Origin of the sequence: Phenylobacterium sp. (assembly GCF_046463815.1) — a bacterium.
Taxonomy (GTDB): Bacteria; Pseudomonadota; Alphaproteobacteria; order Caulobacterales; family Caulobacteraceae; genus Phenylobacterium.
In genome coordinates this window covers 38,850-55,330 of sequence record NZ_JBKBRO010000026.1, presented here as the reverse complement: position 1 = coordinate 55,330, position 16,481 = coordinate 38,850, and the positions used below count along the sequence as shown (strand labels likewise).

Below are 16,481 nucleotides of genomic sequence, written 5' to 3'. Positions count from 1 at the left end.
CCCGTCAGCGGCGATCCCTTCCGCGACTTCGCCCATTTCGCCACCCAGGTTCTCGACGCCGAGACGCGGCTCACGGCGGTCCCCGGCGTCACGGGCGAGGACGTCCTGCGCACCGAGTCGGTCGAGCTCGACCGGGCATACGCCGGGCTGAGGGCGCGGCCAGAGGCCTGCGCCCAGGCGCTCGATCTCCTGGCGGCCAACGGCGCCATGACCGTCCGCGAAATCCTGCTGGCCTTTCCCAGCGCCCAGCGCAGAGGCCTCGAACTCGCCCTGGGCTGGATGGCGAAGCACGGCTTTGTCGACTGGCTGACCTAAGGCCGCATCCAGCCACGCCGGCGGACGGTTTCGCGGGCAACCAGCTCACCAGGCGCCGTCGCGCTGCGGCTCGGGCCTGCGCGCCCGCGCGGAGCTGCCAGCGGGCGTCCTATGCCTTGGCGGCTTCCTGGACGCCTTGGGGCAGGGTGGAGAGCCAGGCCTCGGGCGACAGGCGTTCGGCCACGCGCCTGCGACCCGCCTCGGCCAGGGAGGCGCGCAGGCCCGGCTGGGCGCGCAGGCGCATCAGAGCCTCGGCCGCCGCGCCGAGGTCGGGCTCGGCCCAGGTCTGGCCCCGATAGACGCCCTGCGGATCGTCGACCGCCACGGAGCCGGCCGGAATCAGCAAGCCGCACGTCTCGTCCATGAAGTCGAGATTGCCGGTGGCCGCGGTGGCCACCACGGGCACGCCAAGGGCCATAGCCTCGGCCATGACGAGGCCGAAGCCCTCCGCCCGGTGCAGCGAGATGAGCACCTCGGCCCCGGCGATCAGCCGCTTCACCTGGGCATAGGGCCAGGACTCGTCGACGATCCGGATGGCGCCGCCCGCGCGGGCCCGCAGCGCGGCCAGGGCCTGGGGATGAGCCGACCCGTTCTGGGTCTTGATGACCAGCTCGCACGCCGGATCGTCGCCGAACGCCCGGCGGAAGGCCTCGATGGCGCCCTCCGGGTTCTTCCGGGCCGCCGAGGAATTGAAGTCGAACAGCGCCACGGCGCGGAACTCGGCCGTCTTCGGCGCCGGCTCGATCCCTGCGTAATCCTCCGGGAACAGCGGGTGCGGAACCACCCGGACGGGCCGGTCCATCCGCGAGAACGCCTCGGCCGTGTAGCGGCTGGGCGCCCAGACCTCGTCCACCAGCCGCGCGTCCGTCCGCCACGACGGCGGCGCCTCGGGCAGCTCCCAGGCCCAGACCCCGTAACGGGGACCCAGCACCCGGCGGGGGCCGAGCGCCGCCAGGGCGTTGGGCATTTCCGGCGGATTGAGGTGGAAGATCCAGGCCGCCGCCGGCGTCGGCTCCGGCAGGCGTGCGCGCCAGTCCAGGCCCAGGGCCAGGTGCACCGGCTCGACCCAGGCGCCGAGGCTCTCCAGGGCGCGGATCGCCAGGCGGGCCGAGGCGCCGATCCCGTGGCTGGAGTCCAGCAAGCCCACGACCTTGATCGGCAGGGGACCGCTCGCCGGGGGGGCGGGCGCGCGGCCGGCGGCGTGGACGAACGCCCGCACGGCCTGGCCGGCCAGCGGCGCGGCGGCGGCGCGCGCGCCAGGCGGCAGCACCCGCTTCCAGAGTCCCTGGGCGCCCCGCAGGCTCACCCGCGCCCCCGCAGACCGAGGCCGGCGAGACGCATCAGCGGATGATTCCGCACGCTGGGCGGCAAGGCGTCCAGCGGCAGACCGTATTCGGCGAAGCCCCCGGCGACCAGCCAGCGCAGATAGCGCAGCCGTCCCATGAAGCCGCCCAGCGGGTAGAGCCGCTGCAGGTCGGCGCGGCTGTCCCAGATGTCCCTGAAGAGGCGCGTGAACGGCCGGGGCAGGCCGGCGGCGGGGGCGAGGTGCGGAGCCTGGAGCGGGGCCTTGAGCCGGTCGGGCCATCCCGCCCGGTGCGGCAGGCCGAAGGCGGCGAAGAGGGCGCGGCGCAGGTCCGTGGGACGGGCGTCCGTCTCGGCGAGCTCGGCGGCGTGGGCGAGGATCGCGGGGCTGGCCAGCAGGCGTTCGATGTCTGGGTCGGACAGGGCGCGCGTATCGGACCGGCCGGCCACGGCCTCCGGGCCGATCCGCCAGGCCAGAAGCTCGTCGCCAGCGTAGCGCCGGGCCGGATCTGCGGGCCCGTCCAGGCGCAGCGCCGCCTCGGCCGACGCGTGGTCGGCGCCCAGGGCTTCGACGTTGGGAATGAACCACCAGGCGTAGGCTGCGGCGGGACGCTCGCGGGCGACGGCCGCCTGGACCCGGGTCAGGCCCGGCGCGTCGGGCGCTTCGGCGTCCATCCAGGCCTCGGTGGCCGGGCCGAGGCCATCGGGGAAGCTCTCCCCCGACCGGGCCGCGTCCAGGGCGGCGCGGCGCATGGCGGGCGTCACGCGGCGGCCCGAGGCGAAGCGGTCGAAGGCGTAGCCGCGCGCCCGCGCCTCGGCATGGCCGTTGGCCTTCAGCGCGCGCGCGTAGTCCGCCAGCAGGTCGGCCAGGGCCGAACCCCGCTCCACCGCGAGCCGGTTCTGGTGCTTGGAGAGGGTGAGCGGCCGGTCGGGATCGAAGCCCGAGAAGTGGAAGAAGGTCAGCGGGCCGCCGTCCACCCGCCAGCCGTCAGCCCCCCGCGAGAGCTTCCGCCCCTCCAGGTTCCAGTAGGCGAGGTTGAGGCCGGGGTCCGTCAGGATCACGGCGCCTGGAACGAAAGCCGGCGCCTGTTCCATCCATTTCTGGTCGGTGAAGATCCCGGCCTGGGGATCGACCCGGCAGTCGAAGCGGCAGCGCTCGGCCCACCAGTCGAGCAGGCGGGCCGCGTCCGGATCGCGCCGGACGCTCAGGAAGCCCAGGTTGTAGGTCCCGGAGGCGGCGATCTCGGCGTTCGAGGGCTGGCCCGGGGTGGTGAGCGGTCGCGTCAGGTGGGGCGTCAGGCAGACGGGACCTTCGGCCAGGCCCGCGCGCACCGCATCAAGCGGCCGGAACACGAAGATGTCGGGATCGAGGTAGGTGACCGAGTCCACGCCCGGTTGCGCCAGCAGGCTGCGCAGCACGAACGGCTTCACCGCCGTGTTGAGTTCCAGCGCCTCGTAATAGACGCTCATGTCGCGGACCGGGGCGCCGAGGTCGGCGGCGGGAATCACCTCGGCAAGGGGCCCGAGCTCCGGAATCGGCCCGTCGGCGGCCACGACCACCCGGCGCGCGTCGGGCTCGGCCGAGCCCAGGCTGCGCATGAGCGTCGCCGCCTGGGCCGCGTAGTTCCGCGAGACGATGGTGAAGATGACGTCCAAGCCCGGCTTCCCTGGGCAGGTCTAACAGGCGCCCTCTCAGGCCGCCAGAAGCTCGTCGAGCCGGCGGATGTCGGTGACCTCCGAGGCCACGCCCGCCTCCAGGCGCATGACCTTGTTGCAGTATAGGCGCAGGAGGTCGACGTCGTGGGTGGCGAGCACCAGTATGCCGGCGCGTTCGACCAGGCTCAGCAGGCGCTTGTGGGCCAGCTTCTGGAACTCCGCGTCGCCCACCGCGATCCACTCGTCCATCAGCAGCACGTCGCACTCGACGGCCGTGGCCGCTGCGAAGGCGAGCCTGGCCTGCATGCCTGCGGAATAGGTCTTCACCGGCATGGCGAGGAAGGCGCCCAGGCCCGTGAACTCGGCGATCTCGGGCAGCCGGGCCTCGATCTCCTTGGCCGACAGGCCGGCGATCCGGCCGCGGAGGCGGATGTTGTCGTAGCCGGTGGCCGAAAGGTCGATGCCGAGCCCCAGGTCGAGCAGGGCGGCGATCCGACCGTAGACGTCGATGGAGCCCTCGTCGGGCTCGTAGGCGCCGGAAAGCGCCCGCAGGAGGGTGGTCTTGCCCGAGCCGTTGTGGCCGATCAGGCCCAGGCGGTCGCCGGCCTTGAGCTCCAGGTTCAGGTCCTGCAGGGCGGTCACGTCGGTCGAACCGAAGTGACGGCCCAGCTTGCCGCCCACCGACAGCGTGCGCGCGAGCGATTTCTTCAGCGACTTGGCGTCGACGCCATAGACGGGGAAACGGATCGTCAGCCCGGTGCAGGTGATCGAGACGGGATGGCTCATAGGTAGTGCACGATCCGGCGGCGGGTGCGGGCGAAGAGCGCGAAGGTCAGGGTCCAGCCGCCCAGGGCCATCAGCACGAGGACGAGGTAGCTCTGGTGCGCCACGGCCTGTCCCAGCAACGGCGCCCGGACGGCGTCCAGCAGATGGTAGAACGGATTGGCGTGCAGGATGGCCATGTGCTGGCCCGAGAACCGGTTCGGTGTCCAGAACACCGGGGTCATGAAGATGGCGAACTGCATGATCGAGGCGACGATCTGTGGGATGTCCCGGAAGCGGGCCGAGGCGATGCCGGCGAGCATGCTGGCCCAGCTCACGTTGACGATCATCAGGACGAGGCCCACGAGCGCCTGAGGGACGTCGGCCCGCGCCCAGTAGCCGTAGACGGTGAGGACGGCGAGGACAATCACCAGGTGGTGGGCCAGGCTGATGAGGTTCCGGAGCACGGTGCGCCAGACGAAGGTGAACATCGGCAGGCTGGTCTGCGACAGCATCCCCTTGGCCTGGACGAAGGTGTCGCAGCCTTCGTTGATGACCCCCGTCATCACGCCGAAGAAGACGATGCCCAGGGCCACGAAGGGCAGGAACTCGTTCAGCGGGATCTTGAAGAGGTTGGCGTAGAGGAAGCCGATCCCCAGGACCATCAGGCCCATGGAAAGGGTGATCCAGAAGGGCCCCAGGATGGAGCCGCGGTAGCGCGAGACGATGTCGTGCCAGGCGAGCGACCAGGCCAGGCCCAGCCGCTGGCCCGACCCCTTGAGGTCCCTGAACGCCATCTGGAGCTGGAACAGACCGCCGCGTTGGCCGGTCCGCAGCATGTGGGCAGCCTGAGCCATCACTTCTCCCGAGAGAAGGCGCGGAGGTATCAGGCGGGCGCCGGCCGCGCAAGGCGAGCGCCTGGCGCTTTGCACGCCTGGCGACTTCCATGCTAGCCGGGCGGCCGGAAGCCGCGCTGACCTCATGACCTCGATCGACACGATCGCCCGCGACCTGCCGCCGTCCCCGCTGGGATCGGCCGCGCCGCAGGGCCTGAGCCTCGAGGGCGCGGGGGTGTGGCTGGTCGTGCCCTGCTTCAAGGTCACCGCGCACATCCTGAACGTCATCGCCAAGGCCCCGCCTTGGGTCGAGGGGATCGTCTGCGTGGACGACGCCTGCCCGGACGGCTCCGGCGACTTCATCGAGGCCCGGAACACCGATCCCCGCGTGGTGGTGGTCCGGCTGCCCGAGAATCAGGGGGTTGGCGGCGCCACGCTCGCCGGCTATCGCGAGGCTGTGCGCCGGGGCGGCCGGGTGCTGGTCAAGGTCGACGGCGACGACCAGATGGACCTGGACCATTGCGCCTATCTGGTGGCCCCGATCCTGCTCGGCGAGGCCGACTACGCCAAGGGCAACCGGTTCACCTCGATCAGCCACCTGCGGACCATGCCCGGCATCCGGGTGTTCGGGAACGCGGTGCTGAGCTTCGCGGCCAAGGTGTCCACGGGCTACTGGAACATCTTCGACCCGACGAACGGCTACACCGCCATCGAGGCTCATGTGGCGACGCTCGTGCTTGAGAAGCGGGTCTCGAAGCGGTTCTTCTTTGAGACGGACCTGCTCTATCACCTGGGCACGCTCAGGGCCGTGGTGCGCGACGTGCCGATGCCGGCGCGGTACGCCGACGAGGTCAGCAATATCCGCATCGGGCGGATCATCGGGCCCTTCGCACTGAAGCATCTGCGCAACTTCGCCCAGCGGGTGATCGGCCAGTACTTCGTGCGGGACTTCAACGCCGCCAGCCTGGAACTGATGTTCGGCGCCCTCTCCGTGCTGTTCGGCGTGGGCTACGCCCTGAGCTACATCGCCCATCGGGTTCCCGGCCAGGCCGCCTCGGCCGGCGTGGTCATGATGGCGGCCCTGCCGATCATCCTGGGAGCCCAACTCCTGCTGCAGGCCATGAACTTCGACGTGCTGAACGTGCCCAGCCGTCCGATCCACCCCTATCTGCGCGCCGTGCGCCGCCTGGATGGCGAGGCCCGCGCGTGACTCCTCGCGAGATGCTGCTCTGCGCCGGCTTCTCGCTGGCCCTGCCGGTGGGCCAGGCGATGTTCAAGTGGGCCGCCGTCTACCAGGAACGCCAGACCGGACCGCTGCTGAACCGCCTGATCACCAACGGACCGCTGATCGCGGCGCTCGCCTGGTACGGCCTGACCGCGATCTTCTGGTTCTACATTCTGACCCGCGTGCCGCTGTCGCGCGCCTATCCGTTCGCGCTCGCCGGTACGGGCCTCATTCCAGTGGTCGCCTGGCTGCTCTTCAAGGAGCCGCTGGGGTGGCGCATGGCCGCCGGCTACCTGCTGATGCTGGCCGGCCTGGCGGTGATCCAGAGCCAGGGAAGCTGACGACCCATGACCGCCCGAAGCCTGATCCGCCTGGCGCCGCCCTTCGCCTGGCTGGCCGTCGCCGTCGCGGCCTATGTCCTGATCGTGAAGCTGAACTTCCCCGGCCACATGTCGGTGGACACGGTCATCTCCCTGGCCGAGGGCCGCTCGGGCGTGCGGATCGTGTTCGGCCCGCCGATCTTCAGCGCGATCCTGGCCTTCTTCGATCGCATCGCGGCCGGCTCGGCGGCCTATCTGGCCGTCGTCCCGCTGCTGCTGGTCGGGGCCTGGGCCGCCATGTCGGGCCTGAGGGCCAAGGTCTCCTGGGCGGGACCGCTCGTGCTCCTGGCGCTGATCTCGGCGCCCCAGGTGATCATCTACCAGGCGATCCTGTGGAAGGACGTGCTGTTCGCCGACTTCGCCATCGCGGGCTTCGTGGCGCTCGCCTGGGCGGCGAAGCGCTGGGACGCGGTCCGGGTCCGCCTGGCCCTGCTGGCGCTGGCCTTCCTGCTCCTGGCCATGGCGACCCTGCTTCGCCAGAACGGGGCGCTCACCGTGGTCATGTGCGCAATGGTCCTAGCCTGGACCGCGCGGAGGGGCGGCTGGCGCAAGGCGCTGGCCTGGGGCGCGGCGGGGTTCGTCATCCCCCTGGCGCTCGCGTCCGTGCTGAACGCCGCGACCCCCGTTAAGGACCCGCCGGGCGTGAACCGCGACGTCGGCCTGCGCCTGCTGCAGGGCTACGACCTCGCCGCCGCCCTGGCCGCAGACCCCGGCCGTCCGCTGCGCGTCCTGGAGGCGGCCAATCCCAAGGCGGCGGCCGATCTCAGGGGCGAAGCGCCGAAGTACTACTCGCCCACCCGGGTGGACGCGCTGCTGGGCTCCAAGACGCTGGGCAAGGCGCTGGTCAGCTTCAAGACCAAGACGATCGGTCGCCAGTGGTTTCAGACCATCTCCGAGGATCCGCTGGGCTACGCCGGCCGTCGGCTCGAAATCTTCCGATGGGTGTTCCTGACTCCCGACATCGACCAGTGCCTGCCGGTCCACCTGGGGGTCGGCGGCCCGCCCGACCTGATGGTGAAGCTTGGCCTCAAGGAGCGGCAGGACCTGAACGACGCCCGCCTATGGAACTACACGACCTGGTGGCTGGACACGCCGGGCTATTCGCACCTGACCTACGCCGTCGTGGCGGCGCTGGTGGCCGGCTTCCTGCTGGTTCGGCGCGATCCGGCCGACGTCGCCATGGCCGGGCTGATGTTGTCGGCGCTGGCGTTCGCGGCGAGCTTCTATGCGATCTCGCTGGCCTGCGACTACCGCTACCTCTACTTCCTGGACCTCGCGGCGATCACGGGGCTGGCCTACGTCGCCCTCGATCCCAGGCTCAGGCCGGGGGCGAGGTCGGGCCTCAGCCGGCGAAACGCCTGAGCCAGCCGTCGGCCACGTCAAGCCGCGGCGCCCGCGCCTCGATGAACCGGTAGAGCGAGAGCTGGCGGCCGATCCCGAAGCTCCTCACCGTCACCTCGGCGAACAGGGCGCGTACGAGGGCCTCGATCTCCCCGGCGTCGTTGACGTGCTCGTGGGCCATCAGCAGGCCGTAGTCGAGGCCGTGGCGCAGGCGGAATTCCAGGCCCGTGGTCAGCGACCAGCCCAGTTTCCACAGAAGGCCGCCCTCGCTGGGGATCGCCGCCCGGAAGACGCCCTCGGGGGCAAGCAGCCTCGCGGAGCGGGCCAGCGCCACGGGCAGGTCGCAGATGTGCTCCAGGCAGGCCACGCTGATGATGCGGTCGTAGCGGGCGCCCTCCGGAACCTCGGCCACGTCCGCGTACACCCGCCGCACGCGCGCCAGGCGGGGCGAGCCTTCGAACAGTTCGGCGAAGGGTTCCACGACGTCGTAGGCGCCGCCTTCGGGTTCGAATGGAAGCTGGTTCAGGTTGCCCGCGCCCAGCTCCAGCGTCGCCTTGGCGGGCGAAGCGTCGGCGGCCACCTGCCGGTGCATCCACCGTTCCAGCCGCTGGGACAGCGACGCCGCCGTCGTCTCGCCGGCGCGGTTCTCGGCGTACTGGCGCGCGTAGATCTCGGCGATCTTCGGCGGCAGCGGCGGCCGGGTCTTGGGATATCGGGCCAGCAGGGCCTCGGCTGGACCGGCGGCGGACCTCATGGCGCTCAGGTCTCCTCGGTGAGGATCGCGTCCAGTTCGGCTTCCAGCTCGAACATGGCCTTGCGGTAGCCTTCGAGGAGGGCGTGTTCGGCCTTCAGTTCTCCCTCCAGGATCTCGATGCGCCGGCCGGCCTCCAGCGCGCCCGTGCGGGCCACGTCGAGATCGCGGGCCACGGGGGAGACCAGGGGGGCCATGTCGGCCGCGCGGCGGGCCAGTTCGGCCGCCGCCTCGTCCAGAAGGCGGCGCGAGGGCGGCTCGTCCTGGGCCGCGCCCTCGAACCATTCCAGCACCTTGGCGGCCAGCGCGCCGGCCCAGCCGAGGTCCCGCAGGTCGCCCTCGCCGGCGTTGTGGCGCAGGTCGGGGCTCAGCGCCTTGTCGATCCGCCGCGCGGCGGCCGCGGTCAGCCGCGGCAGGGGAGCGGCGTGGGCCGCCTCGATGCGGGAGACCTCGCCGCGCCAGTCGGCGAGCAGGGCGTCATAGCCCACGAACGCCCGGGGCAGGTCGCGCGTGTAGGCCTCGGCGGCCAGCATGTAGGCGGTCCAGATCAGCACTGACTTTTCCGGCGGGAAGCGGTCGCGGCGGCTCAGCGAGCCGGCGACGGCCAGCGGGTGGCGCACCGGGATCACGCAGCGGGGCCGGACGGGCAGCCGGTCGAACACCTGACGCCACAAGGGCAGCAGCACGGTGACGCGCGGGTCCTTTAGCAGCGGCCACTGGACCCCGCCGTACTCCTCCAGGAACAGGGCCGAGGCCCGCTGGACCCAGGCTTCGTCCTCGGCCGGCGCGAGCGGGCGGAACGGATAGGCGAAGGCGTCGTCCCAGGCCGAGCCCGCGGCCCGCAGCCGCTCGTCGTTGAGCAGGGCGACCTTCCAGGGCTCGAAATAGCCCTTCTGGTTGTATTCGTCGCCCGGCATGACGTTGGCCGGCAACTCGGGGCCGGCCAGGGACAGCAGCTGGGTGACCGCCGAGGTGCCCGAGCGGTGCATGCCCAGCACGACGTAGGCGACGCGCCCATCGGCCTTTTCAAGCGGCTTTCGGTCGTGGACTTCGGTCGGGCTCATCCTTCACGTCCGGCAGCGCGGGGGAACGCCAAGGCTCTACGGGCGCCCGCGGGTCGCGGCAAGCTCCGGGGGCGGTTGATCGCCACCGGCTTCTGTTGCACACCAACCCGCGCCGCCGCTGCAGGAACCAGACCCCGATGGCCGTCCTGGCCCAAGCTGACGAAGTCCATAGGGTGATCTCCACGGCGTTCGATCCGGATTTCTACCGGACGGTGTATCTCGACCTCGCGGACCCCCGGAGCGACGCGCTCGGCCACTATGTGCGGGTGGGCTGGCGGGAGGGCCGCGATCCGGTCCACTGGTTCTCCGCGGCGGCCTATCTGGACGCCAACGAGGATGTCCGCGCCTCGGGCGTGGAGCCCTTCTTCCACTTCCTGAGCCGCGGCCGCCGCGAGGGGCGCGACGTCCGGCCCTCGCGGCTGGCGGCGAACTATCTCGAACGGGTGGGCTGGACGCCGGGACGCTGGACCGTCGAGCCGTTCCTCACGGCGGCTCAGCGGCCGCCCCGGGCGCCCGGGGCCATGCTGGCGTCCGGCCGCGACTTCGCGGCGGAACGGGCGCTGGTCGCCGCGGAGTTCGACGCCGCGTATTATCTGGCCGCACATCCGGACATCGCCGCGGCCGGGACCGACCCGCTGCAGCACTTCCTCGTCGCCGGCTGGAAGGAGGGGCGCGACCCCAACCCCCGGTTCTCGATCCGCGACTACCTCGAGACCTATCCGGATATCGCCCAGGCGGGGATCAACCCCTTCGTCCACTACCTGATGGCCGGCCGGGCCGAAGGCCGCATCGCCCGCCACGACCTCGGCTTCCGCTATGATCTGATCGCCGGGATGGAGCCGGTGGCGGCCAGGCTCGCCCGGGCGGCCGGCGCCTCGGCCAGCGTCCAGGCCGCGCCGGCGGCGGAGCTCGGCAGGGCCATCGCGCTGACGGGCGCGCGGCTGTCCGACCTGCACGTCACCTTCAGCCATGACGATCCGACCGCCAACTACGGCGGGATGCAGCTCTGCCTCCGCCGCGAAAGCGCGCGCTTCACGGAACTGGGGGTCGATCACCTGCACATCTACCCGGCCAAGCCGTGGCCTATGGTGCGGACGGCCGACGAGCCCGGCCCGATGGGCGTGCTGCTGAACGGGCGCCGGCTGGGCCTCTATTCGCCGGCGACGGTGCGGACGGCGCTCGCCCGGGCGGCGGGGGCGGTCGCGCCCGGGCGCCGCAGCTTCGCCATCCACAGCCTGCTCGGCCACTGCCCGGACGAGACCGCGAAGCTCCTGCGCGCCCTTGGCCTGAAGGCGGGCTTCTTCTGGCTGCACGACTTCGCGAGCCTTTGCGCCGGTTACCACCTGCTGCGGGACGACGTCGAGGACTGCGCGGCCCCGCCGCCGGACAGCGCCGCCTGCGGGATCTGCGCCTACGGCCCGTTCCGCAAGCGCCACCTGGACGCCCATCGCCGCCTTTTCCACCGCCTTTCGCTGACGGTCGTGGCGCCATCCGAAACCACCCTGAACTTCTGGCGGGCCAGCACCGGCCTGCCGGTCAGGGACGCCGTCGTGCTGCCGCATGCCGAACTGGTCGACCGCGGCCCCGCCCCCGCGAGGACGACGCGCAAACCCTTGAGGGTCGCCTATGTCGGCATGCCGGTGGCGCTGAAGGGGTGGCCCATCTTCCGCGCCCTGGCCGACAGGTTCGCGGACGACCGCCGCTATGAGTTCCTGCACCTGGGGGGGCGGGCCGATCCTTCCGCGCCGGTCGCCTTCCACAAGGCGGTGGTCAGCGAGGCCGAACCGCGCGCCATGCAGGCGGCCCTGGAAGCCCTGGAGGTCGACGTCGCCCTCATCTGGCCGCTATGCCGGGAGACGTTCTCGTTCACAGCTTATGAAGCAGCGGCGGCGGGCGCGGCGGTGATCACTGGCCCGGACAGCGGCAACGTGGCGGCGTTCGTCGCCGAGACGGGACTTGGACTGGTGCTGGACGACGAGGTCGCGCTCGCCCGCGCCTTCGAAACCGGCGCCGTGCGGAAGCTGGCGCGCGCCCGCCGGGCGGCCCGCCTGCACGAGTTGAGGTACAGCGGCATGACGGCCGATCTGGCGTTCCGGGGCGCCGCGGAATGAGAGCCTGGATTCCCGACGCCTTGAAGCACCGGCTGCTGGGCGGCCTGCGCCGGCTGGACCCCGACCGCGAGATCGTCGCGGCCGAGTTCGACGCGGCCTGGTACCTGCGGGCCTATCCGGACATCGCCGAGGCCGGCGTCGAGCCCCTGGCCCATTTCCTGGCCTTCGGCTGGAAGGAAGGCCGGGATCCCAATCCCCGGTTCTCGATCCGCGAGTACCTCAACGAATACCCGGACGTGGCCAAGGCCGGCGTCAATCCGTTCGTCCACTTCCTGAAGTCCGGCGCCGCCGAGAGTCGGGCGCCCCGGCCCGACCTCGGATTCCGCTACGATATCATCGCGCGGCTGACTCCCGTGGAGAAGCGGGTGGCCCAGGCGATGCGCGCCCGGGTCGCGACCCAGGGGCGGGCCGTCCTCGACGCGGCGCTGGCCCGGTCCCGCGGGGGCCTGCGCGAGCTGCACGTGACGTTCAGCCACGACGACTATTCCGCCAACCTGGGCGGGGTCCAGGCCGGTCTCCAGAGGGAAGCGGCCCGGCTGGCGGAACTCGGCCGCGACCACCTGCACATCCATCCCGCAGCGCCCTGGCCGGTGGTCCGGGAGGCGGGCGAGTCCGCCCCGCTCGGCGTCGTCTGGAACGGCGTGGCGGTGGGCGCCTTCACCGGCGAGACGGTGGCCGGCGCGCTCAGGTCCGCCGCCGCCGGCCCCGCGGACGGCCGCAGCTTCGCCATCCACAGCCTGCTCGGCCACGCCGCCGACGAGACGGCCGACATCCTGGCGGCCGTGGGCCTAACGGAAGGCTTCTTCTGGCTGCACGACTTCGCGAGCCTGTGCGCGGGCTACCACCTCCTGCGGGACGACGTGGAGGACTGCGCCGCCCCGCCGCCGGACAGCGCCGCCTGCGGGATCTGCGCCTACGGGTCCTGGCGCGGCCGGCACCTCGCCGAGCATGAGCGCCTGTTCCGCCGCCTGAAGCTGACCGTCGTCTCCCCCTCGCAGGCGACGCTGGACCTGTGGCAGGGCGCCTGGGATTTCCCGGCGGCGGGCGCGATCGTCCATCCGCACGCCCGGCTCAAGGCGCGCGGCCCCGCGCCGGAGGTTCCGGCGGACCGGCCGTTCCGGCTGGCCTATGCGGGCCTGCCCGTGCCGCACAAGGGCTGGCCGGTCTTCCGCGACCTCGTCCAGAAGCACGCGGACGACCCGCGCTACGAGTTCCTGCACCTGGGCGCGCGCAGCGTCCCCGACCTGCCGGTCCGCTTCATCGAGGCCGCCGTCCGGCCCGGCGATCCGCTCGCGATGCAGCGGGCGCTGGAGGCCGCGCAGGCCGACGCCGTCCTGGTCTGGCCGCTGTGCCGCGAGACGTTCTCGTTCATCGCCTACGAGGCGGTGGCCGCCGGCTGCGCCCTGCTCACCGGCCCGGACAGCGGCAATGTCGCGGCCTTCGTCCGCGACGGCGGCCACGGGCTGGTCCTCGCGGACGAAACGGCCCTGGCGCGGGCCTTCGAGAGCGGCGATATCACGGCGCTCTCCCGCGCGCGCCGCCGGCCGATGCTCCATGACCTGGAGTTCAGCGCGCTGACCGTCGACCTCCTGCGAGAAACGCGCCCCGCATGAAAGTCCTCTGCTATTCGAGCTTCACCTTCTCGTACCTCAACCGGGCGCGGGTGCTCTATCAGACCCTGCGGCGCTTCCATCCCGACTGGGAGCTGGTGGCGCTGATCACCGACGAACCCCCCGAGGGTTTCGCCTTCGACCCGGCATCCGAGCCGTTCGACCGCGTCGTCTGGGCCAGCGACCTCGGCATCCCGGACTTCAAGGGCTGGCTCTTCAAGCATGACGTGGTCGAGGTCTGCACGGCGGTGAAGGGCCCCTTCATCCATCAGGCCTGCGCGTCCGGCGCGGACGCGGTCATCTACCTCGATCCCGACACCGCCCTGCTGGGCGGCCTCGATCCGTTGGTCGAGTGGTTGAAGACCCACGACATCCTGCTCACGCCCCACCTGATCGACCCCAACGACGATCTCGCCGCCATCCTCGACAACGATCTGTCGGCCTCGCGCACGGGGATCTTCAACCTGGGCTTCGTGGCGATCCGCACGAAGGGCGAGGGCGCGCGCTTCGCCAAGTGGTGGAACGACCGCCTGCTGTCGTTCTGCTATGACGACATGCCCAACGGCCTGTTCGTGGACCAGCGCTGGTGCGACCACGTGCCGGCCCTGTTCGACAACGTGAAGGTCATCCGCGATCCCGGCTACAACGTGGCGAGCTGGAATCTCAGCACCCGGACGGTGGCGGTGGAGAAGGACGGCCGGATCACCGTCAACGGCTCGCCCCTGCGCTTCTGGCACTTCACCAAGCTGGGGCCGCTGGGCGACACCATGACCAAGCGCTACGCCGGCCGGAACTTCCCGGTCTACGAGATCTGGGCCTGGTACAAGCGCCAGGTGGCGGCGGCCACCGATCCCGCCATCCCCGAGCGGTGGTGGGCCTTCGGGACCTACGACGACGGGACGCCGATCCAGAAGGCCGAACGGGTCCTTTACCGCCAGCGGGGCGACCTGCAGGCGGCCTATCCCGATCCGTACCGCACCGGCCAGGGCAGCTTCCGCGAATGGCTGGAGCTCGAAGGCCCTTGCGCCGGGCCCGCCCCGGCCGGCGCCGGCGCCGCCCGGCGGCGCCGCCGGCCGGCCAGGTCGAGGCGCCGCTGGCCCTCGCCGACGAGCCCGTCTTCCGGGTGGTCGAGAAGATGCGCGCCGCCGCCGCCAAGCTGAGCGGCCTGAAGCGCGCCGTGCACGACGCGCAGATTCGGGAGGCGCTTACGCGCACCGAACTCACCACGGCGCTCAACGAAGCGCTCGCGGCGAGGGCGGATCTCGGGGCGCGCCTGCGAGCGGGGGCGCTCGACGCCTATGTCCGCCGGGCTCGCGCGTTCCGCATGCGCCGGCTCGGCCGGTCGGGCAGGGCGCTTGAGAAGCTGCTGGCGCGGCTCGGTTCGCTGGGCCAGGCGGCGGTCATCGCTCGCAGCGGCCTCTGGCGCGGCACGGGCCGCGCGGTCTTCGACCTGCGCCACATGGCGGCCTATGCGCGGCGGCGCGCCAATCCAGCCGTCGCGCCCGAGGCGTTCTTCGATCAGGCCTGGTATCTCGCCGCCAACGGCGATGTGGCGGCCGCCGGCGTCGCGCCGCTGGTGCACTACCTGGTTTCAGGCGGGTTCGAGGACCGCAGCCCGCACCCTCTGTTCGACGCCGCCTGGTATCGACGGGAGAACGCCGCGGAACTCGCCGCGACCGGCCTCACCCCTCTTGAGCACTACCGGCGGGCGGGCGGCGCGCGGGGACTCAGCCCCCACCCCCTGTTCGACGTGGCCCATTACCTGGCCCAGGGGCCTGCGCCGGCTCCGGGGGAGAGCCCGGCCGAGCACTATCTGCGGGAAGGGTGGGGCCAGGGTCTGTCGCCGCACCCGCTGTTCGATCCCGCCTGGTACGCCCACCACGCCGGTCCCGATGTCGAAGGCCAGCCCTTCCTGACGCACTACCTGACCCGCGGCTGGCGCGAGGGTGTCTCGCCGCATCCCCTGTTCGACGTGGGCTGGTATCTGGAGCGCAACCCCGACGTGGCGGCGCTCGACATCGACCCGTTGACCCACTTTCTCGCGTCAGGCGCGGCCGAGGGGCGCAGTCCCGGCCCGTGGTTCGACGTGCCGCACTATCTGGAGGCCCGGGGCGACGCCCTCCCCTCCGGCGTCAATCCGGTCGTCGACTATCTGCAGGGCGGCGCGTGGGCCATCGCCGAGCCTCGGCCGGGGTTCCCGTCCGCCGCCTACATCGCTTCCCGTCCCGACCTCGTGCGCGACGGGATCACGCCGCTGGAGCACTGGGCCCGGCGTCGGGGACGCTGACCGGTCGCGGCACGCCCAGGTCTTCGAGCTGCCGCCACACCTCGGCGTAGTATTCCGGCGTGAAATGGAAGGGGCTGACGCCCCATTGGTGGGTCTCGTCGGCTAGCCGGAGCGCGCCAGCGTCGATGCGTGTCATGGGCGGCGCCAGAGCCTCGAAACGGGCCTCGTAGGCCGCGAGCAGGGCGTTGTGCTCGGCGATGTCTGCGGGCCGGCCCTCCAGGACCTCCACGTCGCGCAGGGGCTGCCGGCGGCCGGTCCGCGTGCGGATCTCCTCAGCCCATCGCGAGACGTGCAGGATGAGTTGCGCCTCCCGAAGCGGCGTGCCGCGGATGAGGGCGGCGAACTCCGCCGCGGCCTCGCTCCACAGCCGATCGCAGGCGGCTGACAGGCGTGGGATCCGGCGGGCGTGCGCGAACGCCGCCTGGCGCCCATAGCCGCTGGCTTCGAACTCCCAGCTCTCGGTGACGACCGCGTCGCCGGCGCACAGGAGGTCGAATCGCTCGTCGATGAAGTCGACGATCAGGTGGGTGGGGCGAAACGCCACGAGCCGGTCGAGCGCCGTCTTCCGCAGATCGGCGACAAGCGCGTTGTGCTGGTGGCGCCGTAGAGGGGCAGGCGGCTCCCGCGCCGGGTGAAAATCCGAAACGGGGGCCGAGAGGAGGCTTGGAAGACTGGTCCGGGAGATGTAGGCGAGGTCACGGGCCTCATCCCCCCGGACGGGCCAAAGGTCACGCGTGATGCAGCTGCCGATGATGGCGATTCGTGGCATCGAAGCTCCTGGTTGCAACCGCGCGATACGAAGTCATGCCGTGTCGAGCGGCATTGACAACCCCGCCCACCC

General features: G+C 71.7%; 13 protein-coding genes and 1 pseudogene. 7 read left to right on the top strand and 7 right to left on the bottom strand.

What is annotated here, in order from left to right; translation table 11 throughout:
- Positions 1-315: pseudogene (locus ACK4TT_RS16255) on the top strand (glycosyl transferase family 1); the annotation flags it as partial.
- 109 nt (positions 316-424) lie between these two features.
- Here the strand turns inward: ACK4TT_RS16255 and ACK4TT_RS16250 are convergent.
- Genes ACK4TT_RS16250 through ACK4TT_RS16235 form a run of 4 tightly spaced genes read right to left on the bottom strand, consistent with a single transcriptional unit; the run spans position 425 to position 4,892 of the window.
- Positions 425-1,621 (bottom strand): glycosyltransferase family 4 protein, encoded by a 1,197-nt coding sequence (locus ACK4TT_RS16250; protein ID WP_409638059.1) that lies wholly within the window; start codon positions 1,619-1,621, stop codon positions 425-427.
- Positions 1,618-3,273, bottom strand: coding sequence for a hypothetical protein (locus tag ACK4TT_RS16245; protein WP_409638062.1), 1,656 nt, complete (start codon positions 3,271-3,273; stop codon positions 1,618-1,620). Before ACK4TT_RS16245 ends, ACK4TT_RS16250 begins: the two co-directional genes overlap by 4 nt.
- 36 nt (positions 3,274-3,309) lie before the next feature.
- Positions 3,310-4,059, bottom strand: a complete 750-nt coding sequence (locus tag ACK4TT_RS16240; protein ID WP_409638065.1) for an ABC transporter ATP-binding protein — start codon at positions 4,057-4,059, stop codon at positions 3,310-3,312.
- Positions 4,056-4,892: an ABC transporter permease gene (locus tag ACK4TT_RS16235; protein ID WP_410213418.1), complete on the bottom strand. Its 837-nt coding sequence runs from the start codon at positions 4,890-4,892 to the stop codon at positions 4,056-4,058. Before ACK4TT_RS16235 ends, ACK4TT_RS16240 begins: the two co-directional genes overlap by 4 nt.
- Positions 4,893-5,016: 124 nt before the next feature.
- Between ACK4TT_RS16235 and ACK4TT_RS16230 the strand changes: the two genes are divergently transcribed.
- Genes ACK4TT_RS16230 through ACK4TT_RS16220 form a run of 3 tightly spaced genes read left to right on the top strand, consistent with a single transcriptional unit; the run spans position 5,017 to position 7,838 of the window.
- Complete coding sequence (locus ACK4TT_RS16230; protein ID WP_409638071.1) at positions 5,017-6,081, top strand: glycosyltransferase family 2 protein; 1,065 nt, start codon at positions 5,017-5,019, stop codon at positions 6,079-6,081.
- The gene (locus tag ACK4TT_RS16225; protein WP_409638074.1) at positions 6,078-6,437 is read left to right on the top strand and encodes a hypothetical protein; all 360 of its coding nucleotides are present in this window, start codon (positions 6,078-6,080) and stop codon (positions 6,435-6,437) included. Before ACK4TT_RS16230 ends, ACK4TT_RS16225 begins: the two co-directional genes overlap by 4 nt.
- 6 nt (positions 6,438-6,443) lie before the next feature.
- Positions 6,444-7,838: a hypothetical protein gene (locus ACK4TT_RS16220; RefSeq protein WP_410213417.1), complete on the top strand. Its 1,395-nt coding sequence runs from the start codon at positions 6,444-6,446 to the stop codon at positions 7,836-7,838.
- On the opposite strand, the gene ACK4TT_RS16215 is transcribed toward ACK4TT_RS16220, so the two are convergent.
- Together ACK4TT_RS16215 and ACK4TT_RS16210 are read right to left on the bottom strand one after the other, a co-directional pair.
- Positions 7,819-8,571: a class I SAM-dependent methyltransferase gene (locus ACK4TT_RS16215; protein WP_409638082.1), complete on the bottom strand. Its 753-nt coding sequence runs from the start codon at positions 8,569-8,571 to the stop codon at positions 7,819-7,821. The two genes, ACK4TT_RS16220 and ACK4TT_RS16215, sit on opposite strands and share 20 nt — an antisense overlap.
- A gap of 5 nt (positions 8,572-8,576) precedes the next feature.
- Positions 8,577-9,632, bottom strand: a complete 1,056-nt coding sequence (locus ACK4TT_RS16210; protein ID WP_410213416.1) for a sulfotransferase family protein — start codon at positions 9,630-9,632, stop codon at positions 8,577-8,579.
- Between the two features lie 137 nt (positions 9,633-9,769).
- Between ACK4TT_RS16210 and ACK4TT_RS16205 the strand changes: the two genes are divergently transcribed.
- The 3 genes from ACK4TT_RS16205 to ACK4TT_RS16195 are packed head-to-tail and all read left to right on the top strand — an operon-like array spanning position 9,770 to position 14,513.
- Positions 9,770-11,743, top strand: coding sequence for a hypothetical protein (locus ACK4TT_RS16205; protein ID WP_409638088.1), 1,974 nt, complete (start codon positions 9,770-9,772; stop codon positions 11,741-11,743).
- Positions 11,740-13,356, top strand: a complete 1,617-nt coding sequence (locus ACK4TT_RS16200; protein WP_409638090.1) for a hypothetical protein — start codon at positions 11,740-11,742, stop codon at positions 13,354-13,356. Before ACK4TT_RS16205 ends, ACK4TT_RS16200 begins: the two co-directional genes overlap by 4 nt.
- Positions 13,353-14,513 carry a hypothetical protein gene (locus tag ACK4TT_RS16195; protein ID WP_410213415.1) on the top strand — a complete coding sequence of 387 codons (1,161 nt, stop codon included), beginning with the start codon at positions 13,353-13,355 and terminating at the stop codon, positions 14,511-14,513. Before ACK4TT_RS16200 ends, ACK4TT_RS16195 begins: the two co-directional genes overlap by 4 nt.
- 1,086 nt (positions 14,514-15,599) lie before the next feature.
- Here the strand turns inward: ACK4TT_RS16195 and ACK4TT_RS16190 are convergent.
- Entirely contained in the window at positions 15,600-16,409 is an 810-nt protein-coding gene (locus tag ACK4TT_RS16190) for a DUF6270 domain-containing protein (protein WP_409638097.1), read from the bottom strand.
- Positions 16,410-16,481: the final 72 nt, after the last annotated feature.